Source organism: Paraburkholderia sp. SUR17, from assembly GCF_029536165.1.
GTDB lineage: Bacteria > Pseudomonadota > Gammaproteobacteria > Burkholderiales > Burkholderiaceae > Paraburkholderia > Paraburkholderia kururiensis.
Map to the genome: position 1 here is coordinate 1764993 of NZ_CP120509.1, position 14581 is coordinate 1779573.

Here is a 14581-nt window from a genome sequence, read left to right on the forward strand (position 1 = left end):
TCCTGGATCACGGAAAGAGGCGTCGGCCTGAATTGATTGCGCACATTCACTGAACCGAACGATCGGTACAGTAGTAGGTGAGGATGCGCGTGTCAAGGATTGATTTGTGGATCAAGGCGACTTACCCTTTCGATCTGTACCGAACGATCAGTTTTCTGGAGAGGCGAAAGAACCATGGCTACCGCTCAGGCATCGAAGGACGAGATCATCGACCGGCTGTTCACCGTGTTCCGGGACCGGGGGTTCGAGGGGGCGTCGATTGCTGATCTGTCGCGCGCAACAGGCCTCGGCAAATCGAGCCTCTATCACCATTTCCCCGAAGGAAAGGAACAGATGGCTGCGGCGGTACTCGAGCGCGCAACGGCGGTGATCGATCGTGAAATCCTGAACGCGGCCCAATCGGCCGGCACGTTGAAAGCCCGCATCCGCAAAATCGTGGCCGCGCTGGATCGGATGTACCTGGGTGGACGCACGCCCTGCGTGCTCGGGCAACTCGCGACGTCCAATATCGGGTCGGTTGCGAGGCACGGTCTGCTACTGGCGTTTTCGCACTGGATCGACGCTGTCGAAGCGTTGGCGCGCGAAAGTGGCATGTCGCCAGCACGGGCGCGGCATTTCGCGGAAGACTGGGTGGCGCGCCTGCAAGGAGCGTTGATTCTGCAGGCTGCAAATGAGGATCTCGGGCCGTACAAGCGGGCCATGGCCGCATTGACCGAACTCGCAAAGGACGGCACGGACCGGACCTCCGAGTAGATGAATGCACGTCGTTCTGCTGCGCGAGCGAAATGCAATTCTCCGGTCGCAGTCAGGACACAGCGAAGACGTAAAAGTCCCAATCAAGCTGTGGCCGCCTCAGACGCTTCCTATATGCAACGCGTCATCGGCACCGTTCGTAAAGTGTTGCAGTAACAGTGCCTCTGCTGAAATCGATTACGAAGACCCGCACTTCCCCATCTGGATTTTGCTTCGAGAATGGGGGCCATCACCTCAATGAACTTTTCCTTCGCGTCGTCAGCCACGAAGAACATGCTCGACGCGATTGCGGCATCAAGCATAGCGGTCCGCTGAGAGCGGGCACGCTACGCCTCATCCCTTAGTGTTCCGGAAAACGGGCTTTCAGGTCATCTGCCGCCTCCTGGAAAAACTCATCCACCCATTGCCGGAGCGGCGCCGCGCTGATGCCTGTCTCGGCCGACGCGCCGCGCGCGGCGCCGCCCTTTTCCTGACTCGTATCGGGCCTACCCACCGGTGGCGTGGACCGGCCACTTCACCGATCTCGACGCGACAGAGCATCCCGTGCGGCCCCGGCAATCGAGCGGCGCTTAGGTGTGGCTGCAGATTTCGCCGCCTATAGAAACTGGCCGGCGATAGCCAAAACACGTTCAGCTGAAAAACCGTTTGACAGACGCTCTTACGATATATATCTTAAGATACGTTTTACGACACTTATGAGGAATCATCCCATGCGTCATCACCCGTTTTCCCGACACGGCGGCGCCCATCCGTTCCGTGACGGCTTTTCACTTCATGCGCTCTGGCACGCCATGGGCCGCCACCATCATCGCCGCGGCGGCACGTTCTGGGGCGAGGGATTCGGCGGCCCGGGCGGCTTCGGCGGCGAAGGCGACGGCTTCGGACGTGCACGAAAATTCACGTCCGAAGACCTCCAATTGCTGCTTCTCGCGCTGCTCGCGGAACAGCCCAGCCACGGCTATGAACTCATCAAGGCGCTCGATGCACGCTCGAACGGCTTCTATAGCCCGAGCCCCGGCATGGTCTATCCCGCACTCACCTATCTGGAGGAAGTGGGTTACGTCACGGTGCAGGTAGAAGGCAACCGCAAACGCTATGAGCTGTCCGATGCCGGCCGCGTCTATCTGGCCGAGAACCGTGAACGCGCCGACCTGATGCTCGCCAAACTCACGCACATCGCTCGCAAGATGGACATCATGCGTCGCGCGTTCGCGGGCGAAGAAGCTCCGGACACGACGGAAGGCGGCTGGGTGCCCGAACTCGTGGAAGCGCGACGCGCGCTCAAACATGCACTATTGCGCCGCACCGATGCGACGCCCGACGAGCAGCGCCGCATTGCCGCCATCCTCGCCCGCGCCACGGCGGAAATTGAGGGCGACGGTCAGCACGGCGGTCAGCGCGGCGGCAGCCCCGCAGACGACATCTGAACGCCAATGCATCCAATCTGGAGGGCTTCATGCAAGAGAATGCCAGTCTCGACGTAATACGTATCCGTCATCCCTTGAAGTTCCGTTTGGTGCAGGTCGCGCGAGTGCATGCAGTCACGCCCTCGCTGGTACGAGTCACGCTCACGGGCGACGACCTGCATGATTTCGAGTCCGCCTCGTTCGACGACCACGTAAAGGTCTTTTTCCCGGAACCGGGCGCGACGAAACCCACTCTGCCCACCCTGGGCCCCGAAGGCATTGTCTGGCCGGAAGGTCTGCCCAAACCTGTTGCACGCGACTACACCCCGCGCCGCTTCGACCGTGCCGCGCGCGAACTCGACATCGAATTCGTGCTGCACGATGCAGGGCCTGCTTCGGCATGGGCGGCACAGGCGAAAGCCGGTCAATACCTCGGCATTGGGGGGCCGCGTGGGTCGATGGTGATTCCGGCGGGTTTCGACTGGCACCTGCTTGTCGGCGACGAGACCGCGTTGCCCGCCATCGCCCGCCGCCTGGAAGAACTGCCGCAAGGCGTGCGCGCGGCGGTCGTGCTCGAAGTGGGCGATCCGTCCGCGCGTATCGAGTTTCGTACGGCCGCCAGCCTCTACACCGTCTGGCGCTATCGCGACGAGGCGTGGCGCGGCGATGCGTGCGGACTGGTCGAAGCCGTGCGCGAAACGTATCTACCACCGGGCACCGGCTTCGTCTGGGCCGCGGGCGAGTCGTCAGCGATCCGCGCCGTGCGCGAGTATCTGTGCAACGAGCGTGGCGTCGACAAGAAGTGCATTCGTGCGTCGAGCTACTGGCGCCGCGGCGCACAGGCGGTGCACGAGTCGATCGACGACTGAATATGCAGCCGCGCGCCCATATGCCTTGGTGGGCTTGAACCGCCCGGACAGACGAGCGCGCAGCGGTATGGAGTGACGTGCAATAAAGTTCAGGCGCGACGGCGTGCCCGCACGGCCTCGGCGAGTTCCTGCAGCACCGGCTCCGTCTGACTCCAGCCAAGGCATGCGTCGGTAATCGACACGCCACGCTTGAGCGGCACGCCCGGCTTGAGGTCCTGGCGTCCCTCTTCCAGGTGACTCTCGATCATCACGCCCACAATGCGGCGTTCGCCCGCCGATAGTTGCAGCGCCAGATCGTGGGCCACGTCGCGCTGACGCAGGTGAGACTTGTTCGAGTTCGCATGCGAGCAATCGACCATGACCTGCTCGGGCAGCCCCGCCGCATGCAGCACGGCGCAGGCTTCGGCAATCGATGCGCTGTCGTAGTTTGGCCCCTTCTTGCCGCCGCGCAGGATCACGTGCGTGTCCTCGTTGCCGCGCGTTTCGAAGATCGCGGCCATGCCCATCTTCGTCATGCCCATGAAGGCGTGGCTCGCGCGCGCCGCAACGATCGCATCCGCGGCGATCTGCACGCCGCCGTCCGTACCGTTCTTGAAGCCGATCGGGCAGCTCAGGCCGGAAGCGAGTTGCCGGTGGCTCTGGCTTTCCGTCGTGCGCGCACCGATTGCGCCCCACGCGACGAGGTCCGCGATGTATTGCGGGCTCAGCAGATCGAGAAACTCCGTTCCCGTGGGCAGACCTAGCGCGTCGATGTCGAGCAGCAGCTGGCGCGCCGCACGCAGCCCCTCGTTGATACGGAAGCTGCCGTCCAGCCGCGGGTCGTTGATGTAGCCTTTCCAGCCCACCGTCGTGCGCGGCTTTTCGAAATACACGCGCATCACGATCAGCAATTCGTCACGCAGCGCGTCGGCACTGCGCTTCAGGGCATGTGCGTATTCCATGGCCTGATCGTGATCGTGAATCGAGCACGGCCCTACCACCGCGATGAGACGGTCGTCGCGCCCCTTCAGCACATTCGCAATGGCGGCGCGGCTTGCTTCAACGAGCGTCTGCGTCGCCTCGGGCACAGGCAGTTCGTCGAGCAGCAGCGCCGGGGAAATGAGCGGGCGCACCGCGCCGATGCGCACGTCGTCGATGCGGGTGGTGTCCTGGGTGGCGTCGGCCACGCCGGCTTCTTGATCGTGCTGCGGATTGTCGATGCGCGTCACGGCATGCTCCTGCGGATACGAAGAATGGTGGAAAGTCACGGATTATCTCACCGCGCGGGCGCCAAAGCGCCGGCTGCGGCAACACCAGCCAAGGACGCGGGCCGCTGCGACCATGCGCCTCAACTGCTTCCGAAGATTCAAGGGCCTGAGCGCTCGGACCCATTCCTCGGGTCGACGATGCATGCAGAACGCAAACATCGAACAACGAGGCATGGAAAATTCTCACGCGACCACACTTCAGCAACTTCGCGCTGCTGCCGATATCAAGGCCATACAACAACCATGGATATGCGCGACGTTCGCTTTGGAACACCCGTTTCAGTGCCATGCCGCAATCCGCTTTCTGGGAGCCAGCATGTTTGTCGCCATTGGATGGGTGGTCGTGATTGGGTCGGTCATCGGCAGTTTCGTGGGCGTGGGCGGGCATCTGCCCGCGCTCGTGCAACCGTTCGAATTCCTCTGCATCTTCGGTGCCGCCGTGGGCGCGTTCGTGGTCAGCAATCCTGTCTCCACACTTCGCAAAACGTTGAAAAGCCTGCCCGCGTGCTTCAAGGGCCCCGGCTACTCGAAGGAAAAATATCTCGAGCTCATCGCCCTGCTGTACGAGCTGCTCCAGAAGGCGCGCAAGGACGGCATGATGGCGCTCGAGGCGGACGTCAACGCGCCGGAGGAAAGCGCGATCTTCCAGAAGTACTCGCACGTGCTTGAAGACCATCATCTGCTCGACTTCATCGTGGACTATCTGCGCATGATGTCCACGGGCAACGTCAACGTGCTCGAAGTGCAGGACTTGATGGACGAAGAGCTTGCAACGCATCACGCCGAGTCTTCAGTGGCGGCACAGGCCATCCAGAAGATGGCAGATGGCCTGCCCGCGTTCGGCATCGTGGCCGCCGTGATGGGCGTCGTGCACACCATGGGGTCCGTAGGCGCGCCGCCCGCGGTACTTGGCGAGATGATTGCCGGCGCGCTCGTGGGCACCTTCCTCGGCATCCTGCTTTCGTATGGCTTCATCGGCCCGGTTGCAGACCTGCTCAGTGCACGCGGACGCGCCGAAGCGAAACCGTTTCAGTGCGTGAAGGCCGTGCTGCTCGCGTCGCTGAGCGGCTATGCGCCCGCGATCGCCGTCGAGTTCGGTCGCAAGGTGCTCTTCACTGCGGACCGCCCGAGCTTCCAGGAACTCGAAGACGCGGTGCGCGCGACGAAGTCGCCCAAAGCGGCCTGACCCGCGGGGAGTCACGTATGGCGACGAAACCTTCCAACGGGAACCGGTCCTCGCAGCGCGAAGAACTGGCGGCCATCATCGTGCGCCGCGGGCGGCGCCACGAAGAGCACGGGCATCATGGTGGCGCATGGAAGATCGCCTATGCCGACTTCGTGACGGCCATGATGGCGTTCTTCCTGCTGATGTGGCTGCTCGGGTCCACGTCGAAATACGAGAAGCAGGGTATTGAGGATTACTTCAATACGCCTCTCTCGGTCATGCTCGGCACGAAGGACGGCTCGGGCGCCTCGCGCCCCAATGTCGTACAAGGCGGCGGCCGCGACCTCGCGAACACGAAGCCCGGCGACGGTGCGCAACAGCAGCCGCAACCTGCATCAGCGCATGCGGCGTCGGTCGCGGTGCCCGCGCCGGCCGATACGGAAAAGCTCAAGCAATTGAAAGCGAAGCTCTCCGCGTTGATCGAGCAGACCCCTGCATTGCGCGCGTTCAAGGACCAGATCCGCATCTCCATCACGAACGAAGGGCTGCGCATCGAAATCGTCGATTCGCAGAACCGGCCTATGTTCGCATCAGGCAGCGCGAAACCGGAGAGCTATGCGACCACGATCCTTATGCAGATCGGCTCCGCACTGAACGACGTGGAAAACCGCATCTCGATTGCAGGCCACACCGATGCCGTACCCTACAGCGGCGGTACGGCCGGCTATTCGAACTGGGATCTCTCGTCAGATCGCGCCAATGCGGCGCGCCGCGCGCTCGTAGCCGGCGGCATGCGTGAGGACAAGGTGCTGCAGGTGCGCGGGCTCGCCGACGTGCTGCCGCTCGATCGCAACGTGGCCGACGAACCCACCAATCGCCGCATCAGCATTCTCGTGCTCAATCATGCTGCGGAGCAGGCGTTCTTCAGCGACGGCGGCCGCACGACGATAAACGGTGGGCAGCCGTTGAACCTGCACGGCACAAATGCGCCCGTAGTCAGCACCGCCGCTGTGGCGCCGGTTGCAACTCAATAAGTCTCCAGATGCAGGCGCCCTTCCCGGACAAGGCGCGGCCATAGCGTGTCCCACGCGAGGCCGTGCTGCCCGGCGATGTCCCGCAGTGTCTGCAGTACGCCCTCCTCCATGCCCTTCAAGCCGCACACATAGAGGTAAGTGTTGGCATCCCTGAGCAGTTGCGCAACGTCAGCAGCACGTTCGCGCATCGCATCCTGCACGTAGCGCTTCGGCTCGCCTGGCGTTCGCGAGAACGCCAACGTGGTATCGATGAAATCCTTCGGCAAGTTCGTGAGCGGCCCGAAATACGGAAGCTCCTCGCGCGTGCGCGCACCGAAGAACAGCATCAACTTTCCCGTTGCACCCTTCAGCCTGCGGCGACGCCGATACTCCGTCATTGCACGCATGGGCGCGGATCCTGTTCCCGTGCAGATCATGAGCAGATGCGAATCGGGATGGTTAGGCATCAGAAACGTGCTGCCGAACGGCCCGATCACCTGCACGCGGTCGCCTTTTTTCAGATCGCAGAGATAGTTCGAGCACACGCCGTGCGCCGCATCGCCATGGTGGTCGCGCGTCACGCGCTTCACCGTGAGCGACACGTTGTTGTAGCCCTTGCGCTCGCCGTCGCGTGGACTCGCAATCGAATATTGCCTTGCATGGTGCAGTTTGCCGTCTTTCGTCGCGCCCGGCGGCAAGATACCGATGGACTGGCCTTCCAGCACGGGAAACGGCAATGCGCCGAAGTCGAGCACGATGTGGTGGATGTCGCTTTCGGCGGTCTCGTCGGTCACGCGGTAATTGCCGGCCACTGTCGCAACCACAGGCGCCTTGTGCGTGTAGAGATTCACGTATGGCTTCGCGGCCGACCATGGCGGCACCGTGGAACCACGCATGGTGTCCACGTCGGGTCCTTCGGATTCGTCGTCTTCCATGCCCGCTGTTCTCGCCGCGCTGTTCCCCTCGAGCGCCGTCTGCTGGGCAAGCGAGTCGAGTGCCGCACTCGCCGCCGTACTTTGTGCCGGCAACGCGTCCCACGTGAGCTGCTCTCCGACGCCGTATGCGTCGGCCTTCAATACCGTGCGCCAGTTGTCGATCGCGCCCGTGGGGCACGGCGGCACGCACGCCATGCAGCCGTTGCAGACTTCAGCGTCGACCACGTAATTGTTGCTGTCGTGCGTGATCGCGTCGATGGGGCAGGTTTCCTCGCAGGTGTTGCACCGGATGCAGATCTCGGGATCGATCAGATGCTGCCGGAGGACTTCGATGGGTGCGGGTCCGTTCATGTCTGCTCCCCTTTCCGTGGCGGCGGCTCTCTTGTGCCGCATGACACCGTGCGCCGCCGCGCGGAAAGACTTAGTTGAAACGCACGTACTCGAACTCGACGGGCTGACGGTTGATGCCCATCGCCGGCGGCGCAATCCAGTTCGCAAACTTCCCCGGCTCGGCCACGCGACCCATCAGCGAGGCCACGTACGCGCGGTCTTCTGCGGAAGGCAGCCACGCAGCTTCATTCGCGGCCCATTCCGTTTCGCTCACGATGCGGCCATCCGGCGAGACACGAACACCCGCGAACGTGCCGATGCGGCGATTGAACGCCTTGTGCGGCACCGTCAGGCGGAAATCGATGCCGGCCTTTTCGAGGACCTTGTTCCAGCGATTCACGCCCGCCACGGAGTCTTTGATGTAATCGTCGCGCAGCACCTCGTTCATCGCGTTGAGCATGGGGACCTCGCGCTCCACGAGCCGGCCGTCCTCCACGTCGAGCAGGCGATATTGCTGGCCGTTCAATTGATGATCGTCATCGCGCTTGCCCTCTTCGTAGCGTCCCTTCAGGCCAGAGCTATAGAACGTTGCGGCGTTGGACGACTGGTCCGCACCGAACAGGTCCACCGTCACCGAGTAGTGGAAATTGAGATACCGCTGGATCGTGTCGAGGTCGATCACGCCTGCAGCGCGCAGCCGTGCCGGGTCTTCGGTGCGAAGCTCGTTCATCACCTGGGCCGTGCGCTGCACGACACGCGAGACACCCGATTCGCCCACGAACATGTGATGCGCCTCTTCCGTCAACATGAACTTCGTCGTCCGTGCCAGCGGATCGAAACCCGACTCCGCAAGCGCCGACAGCTGGAACTTGCCGTCGCGGTCCGTGAAGTACGTGAACATGAAGAACGAGAGCCAATCAGGCGTTCTTTCGTTGAACGCGCCCAGAATGCGCGGGTTGTCCTCGTCACCCGAACGGCGACCGAGCAACGCTTCGGCTTCCTCACGACCATCCCGGCCGAAGTAACGATGCAGCAGATAAACCATCGCCCACAGATGACGGCCCTCTTCCACGTTCACCTGGAAGAGGTTGCGCAGATCGTAGAGCGAAGGCGCCGTGAGGCCCAGATGACGCTGCTGCTCCACCGACGCCGGCTCCGTGTCCCCCTGCGTGACGATGATGCGGCGCAGATTCGCACGATGCTCGCCCGGCACGTCCTGCCACGCGGGCTCCCCCTTGTGTTCTCCGAAATGAATCTTGCGGTCGGCCTCGCCTGGCGTGAGAAAAATGCCCCAGCGATAGTCGGGCATCTTCACGTAATCGAAATGCGCCCAGCCACCGGGATCGACGCTCACGGCCGTGCGCAGATACACGTCGTAGTCGTGCGAGCCGTCCGGGCCCATGTCGGCCCACCACGAGAGGAAGTTCGGTTGCCATTGTTCGAGCGCGCGCTGCAGCGTGCGATCGTCGGCGAGATTCACGTTGTTCGGAATCTTCTCGCTGTAGTTGATCGAGGTGATCGTGGACATATCGGTTCCTTGTGCGAATGCTGCGAGTGTCGGTTTGCGTTGCGCCTGCGGCGAATGCGGCTTCAGACGCGGGCCACGTCGAACTGCGCCTTGCTGCCCTTGCCGTACACCTTGAGCGCGCCCTTCTCGCCCACCGCGTTTGGCCGGTTGAAAATCCAGTTCTGCCAGGCAGAGAGGCGGCCGAAGATGCGTGTCTCCATCGTCTCGGGTCCGTTGAAGCGAAGGTTCGCTTCGAGGCCTGTCAGTGCATCCGGCGACATCGCGGTGCGCTCTTCAAGCGCGATGCGGATCTCGTCGGCCCAGTCGATGTCGTCGGGCGCAGCGGTGACGAGACCCAGACGATCGGCCTCGACCGGCTTCACTGACGTTCCGATCGTGGCGCGCACGGCGTCGAGCTGCGCGGCATCGTCGTAGAAACGACGCGCAAGGCGCGACTGATGCGTGACCATGGGATACAGACCGAAGTTGACTTCGGAGAGCGTGATGGCGGGCTCTTCGTCCTCGTTGGCGGGCAGCGCCGCCATGTAGCTGCGGTCGGCGGCGAATGCGAGTTCAGCGAACGTGCCGGCGAAGCATGAGCCCGGCTCAATGAGCGCAAACAAAGAGCGCGACGATACGTCGATACGTGCGAGCGTGCGGCGCAGCATGCCGATGGTCTCGCGCACCAACCAGTGCTCGCGATGCGCCATGAGCACCGCGTCGGTGGCGAGCACCGCGCGTGCGTCACCTTCCGTCTTGAAGATCCACGTGCCGATGTCGAGCTCGTTGGTGCGCATCGAGAGAATCGCGTCGTCGAGTTCGCGCGCGAACTGCAGCGGCCACCAGTTGGCGCCGGCCGCCACGATGGCGTCGATGCTGTCCGGCTGCGGCCCTTGCGGCGCTTTCGCCGTGAAGGTGGCGATTCGGCGCGCACGGTCGATCGCGACTTCAACGGTGTGATACGAGAGTCCGTTCTCGCGGTCCGTGCGTTCGATACGCGTGAGCGCTACGCCTTTCGCCTCCGCCGGACGGTCGCTCTGCGCAGCAAGTTCCAGCGCGCGCGCCTTGATAGCGTGATCGAACTGATTCGGCTTCACGACCTCGTCCACGAGGCGCCACGCCTTGGCGCGCTCGCCGCGAATGCCCTCCACCACCGTGCAGAAGATATCGGCGCGATCGTGACGCACATGGCGCTTGTCGGTCAGACGCGTCAGTCCGCCCGTGCCCGGCAGCACGCCGAGCAGCGGGACTTCCGGCAGGGCCACCGACGACGAGCGGTCGTCTACCAGCCAGATTTCGTCGCACGCCATGGCGAGTTCATAGCCGCCGCCCGCGCACGCGCCGTTTACCGCGGCGAGAAACTTGAGTCCGGAATGGCGCGACGAGTCTTCCATTCCATTGCGCGTTTCATTCGTGAACTTGCAGAAGTTGACCTTCCATGCATGCGAAGACAGGCCGAGCATGAAGATATTGGCGCCCGAGCAGAACACGCGGTCCTTCAGGCTGGTCAGCACCACGCTGCGAACTTCGGGATGCTCGAAGCGGATGCGCTGGATTGCATCGTGCAGTTCGATGTCGACGCCGAGGTCATATGAATTCAGCTTCAGACGGTAGCCGTCGCGAATGCCGCCATCTTCGGCGATGTCGATGCCGAGCGTAGCCACGGGGCCCTCGAACGTCAGCTTCCAGTGGCGGTACTGGGATGGATCGGTACGGTAGTCGACGCGAGTGGCTGCGACCCCGAGCGGGGCTGCGGCGGAAGGGGTGGAAGCGGTGGCATGAAGCGGGTGAGCGGCTTGCGCTGAGGACATGGGTGTCTCCTGGACGGTGCAGTGCATGCTGTTTCACCGAAACATAATGCACTGCATTTCCCATGTAAAGCCTATAAATGCATTTTAATGCATGTTAGCGGGTAAACCCCGACCGCCACCCCCGGTGTGGGTGGAACCCGTCGTTAGCGCTAGCCCGCCCGCGAAGCTTCCCTGTCGGCTTCAGCCGCCAGCCTGACGGCGAGCCGGTCGCGCAGTTGCAGATAGGCGTCCGCGAGCGTCTTTTCGCTCGTATCGAAGGTCATGTCGGCGCGGCCGTAGAGTTCGTCGCGTCCCGCCAGAATGCGTTTGAGGTCGTCCATCGCCTCGCTGTTGCCGGACATGGGACGCAGGTCGCCCTGCGCCACCACCCGGCGCATGTGCTCCTCCGGGCTCGCCTGGAGCCAGACCGTGAAGCAGTGCGCAAGCAGCGTGTTGAACGTGCCGGGTTCGGAAACGAGCCCGCCAGGCGAGGCGATTACAGCCCGCTCATGCTCGCGGATCACGGCCTCCAGCGCGCGATGCTCATAACGACGGTAGGCACTCGCGCCATAAAGCGAGTGAATTTCAGCGGGCGGGCAGCCGGCCAGTTGCTCGATCACGCGCGTGAGTTCGACGAACGGCGCCTTGAGTTCCTGCGCCAGCATGCGGCCCAGCGTGGACTTGCCGGCGCCGCGCAGGCCGATCAACGCAATGCGGTGCTGGCGGTGCGGGTCGCGCGGCGCCTGCGAGAACATCTCGGAAAGCGCAATGCGTGCGCGTTGCAGCGCGGCCTGGTCGCGCCCGTGCAGCAGTTCGCGAATCAGCAGCCACTCCGCCGACGAAGTCGTTTCGTCGCCGATGATCTCCGCCAGCGCGCAGTTGAGTGTGGCCGCAATCTGCCGCAGGACAAGCACCGAGGCGTTTCCCGTGCCGGACTCCAGATTCGCAAGGTGGCGTTCCGAAAGCCCCGACTCAGAGGCCAGCGACTTGCGGGTCATGCCCCGGCGCGCCCGCAGCAGACGCACGCGTTCGCCCATTGCCGACAGGAAGGGATCGCGTGTTTCACGCTCTGCTTCGGTCTTGCCCAGTTCTTCCGCGGCCTCGGCACGCAGCTCTCCGGCGTAAGTTTGCTTCATGTTTTGCGGTCCATGCTTATCGGTAGATGTACTATAGTGCTTGACATGCATCATGGCGAACGGTTAATTTTCGCCACAAATGACTTCGATCACAAATCTTCCGCTGCGCCTCGATCGGAGTCCGATGCGTCTCTGCCGCGCCGAAGCAGGCAGCAACGGCAATTCATTGCCGCCGCTGCACCTGCCAGGCTCGCTGCCCACATCGCACCCCGGGCACGCGCTAGCCACGCAGCCGCATGAACTTGCGTGCATACGCCAAACACTGGAGAGAGACAGGCATGTCCCCTCAGGAATTCCAGCGCCTGATTGCAGGCGTGACGGAACAGATCGCCGGCAGACCGCTAGACGATGCCCTTTCCACATGGCTCAACGCAACCTGGCCAGAAGACAGCCCGATGTTCCGGGACCTGGCGGACGCGTGCCGCGCGGGCGTGACCCAAGGCTGGCTCTGTAACCGGGAAGCGGGCGGCATCCTCTACGGGCGCGTCTTCAAGCCAGTGCCGGAGCTGCATGGCTTTTCTGTCGACGTGGTGGACATGAACGAGATTGCCGGTCCACATCATCGTCACCCCAACGGCGAGATCGACCTGATCATGCCGCTCACCGAAGGCGCCTTATTCGACGGCCGCTCTGCCGGCTGGTGCGTGTACGGCCCGGGCAGCGCGCATCGGCCCACAGTTTCCGAAGGCCGCGCACTGGTGCTCTATCTGCTGCCGGAAGGCGCAATCGAGTTCACCGCATCCTGACGAGGCGAGACACACCCATGACTGAGCTTCTGAAGAATCATGCAGGCGGCCGCTGGGTTGCCGGCCAGGGCGACGGCACGATGCTGCGTGATCCTGTAACGGGCGAAGCGCTCGTGCGCGTGTCGAGCGACGGGATCGATCTGCCGGATGCATTCCGCTTCGGGCGGGAGCAAGGCGGCAGCGCGCTGCGTCAGCTCACTTATGCCGAGCGCGCCGCGCGGCTCGCTGACATCGTGAAGCTGCTGCAATCGAAACGCGACGACTACTACGCGATCGCCACCGCCAACTCCGGCACGACACGCAACGACTCGGCTGTCGACATCGACGGTGGCATTTTCACGCTCTCGTATTACGCGAAGCTGGGCGCATCGCTCGGGTCCGTGCGCGCGCTGCGCGAAGGCGCCGCCGTGTCGCTCAGCAAGGACCAGTCGTTCGCCGCTCAGCACGTGTTGACACCCACGCACGGCGTGGCACTCCTCATCAACGCGTTCAACTTCCCTTCGTGGGGACTGTGGGAAAAAGCCGGCCCCGCCCTGCTTTCGGGGGTACCGATCATCGTCAAGCCCGCCACCGCGACGGCCTGGCTCACGCACCGCATGGTGGCCGACGTCGTGGAGGCCAACATCCTGCCGCCCGGCGCGCTCTCCGTCATCTGCGGCAGCGCGGCGGGTCTGCTCGATCAGATTCAGGCGTTCGACGTGGTTTCCTTCACCGGCTCCGCGCAAACTGCGGCGACGCTGCGCGCTCACCCTGCTTTCGTCGAGCGCGGCGCGCGGCTGAACGTGGAGGCCGACAGCCTCAATAGCGCAATGCTCTGCGCGGGCACGTCGCCCGGCTCGCCCGCATTCGACCTGTTCGTGAACGAGGTAGCGCGTGAAATGACCGTGAAGTCCGGCCAGAAATGCACGGCGATTCGCCGCGCGTTCGTGCCGGCGCCGCTTTTCGACGAGGCTGTGGAAGCGCTCAAGGCCAAACTCGCCGGGGTCACGGTGGGCAACCCGCGCAACGAAAGCGTACACATGGGGTCGCTTGTGAGCCGTGCTCAACTCGAGAACGTGCGCGCAGGCATTGCGCTGCTGCGCGAAGAGGCCACGCTCGCATTCGACGGATCGACCGTGCAACTCGTCGATGCGAACGCCTCCGTTGCCGCATGCATCGGCCCGCATCTTTTCGCCATGCGTGACCCCGACACCGCGAAGCACCTCCATGACGTCGAAGTGTTCGGCCCTGTGGCCACAGTGGCACCGTACCGCATCGAAAGCGCAGGCATCCCTTCAGGCGACACCTTGCCCGAAGCGCATGCCATCGCACTCGCGCGGCGCGCTCACGGGTCGCTCGTTGCATCCGTCTATGGCGACGACGACGTCCACCTCGCCCGCGTGGCGTTGGCGCTTGCCGATTCGCACGGTCGCGTGCACGTCGTCTCGCCGAACGCGCAGACCAGTCACACCGGCCACGGCAACGTCATGCCGATGTCGCTCCACGGCGGCCCCGGCCGCGCAGGCGGCGGAGAAGAACTGGGCGGTCGGCGCGCGCTGCATTTCTATCACCGGCGTGCCGCGATCCAGCAGGCCGCCGGGGGAATCGACGCGATCGCGCAACTCACCACGCGAATCGATCAACCGTAACTCGCAGCAAAACGATAGACCCGAGAGACACAACCCGCCACACGTCAAAGCCGTCA

The 14581-nt window shown here is 63.6% G+C and carries 12 protein-coding genes; 7 read left to right on the forward strand and 5 right to left on the reverse strand.

The window, feature by feature from the left end; genetic code table 11:
• The first annotated feature begins 174 nt into the window (after window positions 1-174).
• The 3 genes from P2869_RS25225 (at window position 175) to P2869_RS25235 (ending at window position 3028) form a co-directional block, all read left to right on the forward strand.
• The gene (locus P2869_RS25225) at window positions 175-753 is read left to right on the forward strand and encodes a TetR/AcrR family transcriptional regulator (protein WP_277598295.1); all 579 of its coding nucleotides are present in this window, start codon (window positions 175-177) and stop codon (window positions 751-753) included.
• Between the two features lie 710 nt (window positions 754-1463).
• The gene (locus P2869_RS25230) at window positions 1464-2180 is read left to right on the forward strand and encodes a PadR family transcriptional regulator (protein ID WP_277598296.1); all 717 of its coding nucleotides are present in this window, start codon (window positions 1464-1466) and stop codon (window positions 2178-2180) included.
• A gap of 29 nt (window positions 2181-2209) precedes the next feature.
• Window positions 2210-3028: a siderophore-interacting protein gene (locus tag P2869_RS25235; RefSeq protein ID WP_199544358.1), complete on the forward strand. Its 819-nt coding sequence runs from the start codon at window positions 2210-2212 to the stop codon at window positions 3026-3028.
• 89 nt (window positions 3029-3117) lie between these two features.
• Here the strand turns inward: P2869_RS25235 and P2869_RS25240 are convergent, their stop codons facing one another.
• Window positions 3118-4236, reverse strand: coding sequence for a 3-deoxy-7-phosphoheptulonate synthase (locus P2869_RS25240; RefSeq protein WP_277598297.1), 1119 nt, complete (start codon window positions 4234-4236; stop codon window positions 3118-3120).
• Between the two features lie 355 nt (window positions 4237-4591).
• On the opposite strand from P2869_RS25240, the gene motA reads away from it, so the two are divergent.
• Together motA and motB are read left to right on the forward strand one after the other, a co-directional pair.
• Complete coding sequence (motA, locus tag P2869_RS25245; protein WP_017775609.1) at window positions 4592-5461, forward strand: flagellar motor stator protein MotA; 870 nt, start codon at window positions 4592-4594, stop codon at window positions 5459-5461.
• A gap of 17 nt (window positions 5462-5478) precedes the next feature.
• Window positions 5479-6474 carry a flagellar motor protein MotB gene (gene motB, locus P2869_RS25250; protein WP_277598298.1) on the forward strand — a complete coding sequence of 332 codons (996 nt, stop codon included), beginning with the start codon at window positions 5479-5481 and terminating at the stop codon, window positions 6472-6474.
• Here motB and boxA read toward each other — a convergent pair.
• The 4 genes from boxA to P2869_RS25270 form a co-directional block, all read right to left on the reverse strand.
• Complete coding sequence (gene boxA, locus P2869_RS25255; RefSeq protein ID WP_277598299.1) at window positions 6468-7739, reverse strand: benzoyl-CoA 2,3-epoxidase subunit BoxA; 1272 nt, start codon at window positions 7737-7739, stop codon at window positions 6468-6470. The two genes, motB and boxA, sit on opposite strands and share 7 nt — an antisense overlap.
• A gap of 70 nt (window positions 7740-7809) precedes the next feature.
• Window positions 7810-9237, reverse strand: coding sequence for a benzoyl-CoA 2,3-epoxidase subunit BoxB (boxB, locus tag P2869_RS25260; protein ID WP_126877254.1), 1428 nt, complete (start codon window positions 9235-9237; stop codon window positions 7810-7812).
• A 71-nt stretch (window positions 9238-9308) separates the two neighbouring features.
• Window positions 9309-11036, reverse strand: coding sequence for a 2,3-epoxybenzoyl-CoA dihydrolase (gene boxC / locus P2869_RS25265; protein ID WP_277598300.1), 1728 nt, complete (start codon window positions 11034-11036; stop codon window positions 9309-9311).
• Between the two features lie 149 nt (window positions 11037-11185).
• On the reverse strand, window positions 11186-12151 hold the full coding sequence (locus tag P2869_RS25270) for a helix-turn-helix transcriptional regulator (RefSeq protein WP_277598301.1): 966 nt from the start codon (window positions 12149-12151) through the stop codon (window positions 11186-11188).
• A 278-nt stretch (window positions 12152-12429) separates the two neighbouring features.
• Here P2869_RS25270 and P2869_RS25275 point away from each other — a divergent pair, with 278 nt between their 5' ends.
• Window positions 12430-12897 carry a DUF4863 family protein gene (locus P2869_RS25275; RefSeq protein WP_277598302.1) on the forward strand — a complete coding sequence of 156 codons (468 nt, stop codon included), beginning with the start codon at window positions 12430-12432 and terminating at the stop codon, window positions 12895-12897.
• Between the two features lie 17 nt (window positions 12898-12914).
• Window positions 12915-14525, forward strand: a complete 1611-nt coding sequence (locus P2869_RS25280; protein ID WP_277598303.1) for a 3,4-dehydroadipyl-CoA semialdehyde dehydrogenase — start codon at window positions 12915-12917, stop codon at window positions 14523-14525.
• Window positions 14526-14581: the final 56 nt, after the last annotated feature.

Bases quoted from the DNA above. Each gene is read 5' to 3' on its own strand.
- motB (WP_277598298.1), top strand. From the start codon at position 5,479: ATGGCGACGAAACCTTCCAACGGGAACCGGTCCTCGCAGCGCGAAGAA.
- boxA (WP_277598299.1), bottom strand. From the start codon at position 7,739: ATGAACGGACCCGCACCCATCGAAGTCCTCCGGCAGCATCTGATCGAT.
- P2869_RS25270 (WP_277598301.1), bottom strand. From the start codon at position 12,151: ATGAAGCAAACTTACGCCGGAGAGCTGCGTGCCGAGGCCGCGGAAGAA.
- P2869_RS25235 (WP_199544358.1), top strand. From the start codon at position 2,210: ATGCAAGAGAATGCCAGTCTCGACGTAATACGTATCCGTCATCCCTTG.
- motA (WP_017775609.1), top strand. From the start codon at position 4,592: ATGTTTGTCGCCATTGGATGGGTGGTCGTGATTGGGTCGGTCATCGGC.
- P2869_RS25230 (WP_277598296.1), top strand. From the start codon at position 1,464: ATGCGTCATCACCCGTTTTCCCGACACGGCGGCGCCCATCCGTTCCGT.
- P2869_RS25225 (WP_277598295.1), top strand. From the start codon at position 175: ATGGCTACCGCTCAGGCATCGAAGGACGAGATCATCGACCGGCTGTTC.
- boxC (WP_277598300.1), bottom strand. From the start codon at position 11,036: ATGTCCTCAGCGCAAGCCGCTCACCCGCTTCATGCCACCGCTTCCACC.
- P2869_RS25280 (WP_277598303.1), top strand. From the start codon at position 12,915: ATGACTGAGCTTCTGAAGAATCATGCAGGCGGCCGCTGGGTTGCCGGC.
- P2869_RS25275 (WP_277598302.1), top strand. From the start codon at position 12,430: ATGTCCCCTCAGGAATTCCAGCGCCTGATTGCAGGCGTGACGGAACAG.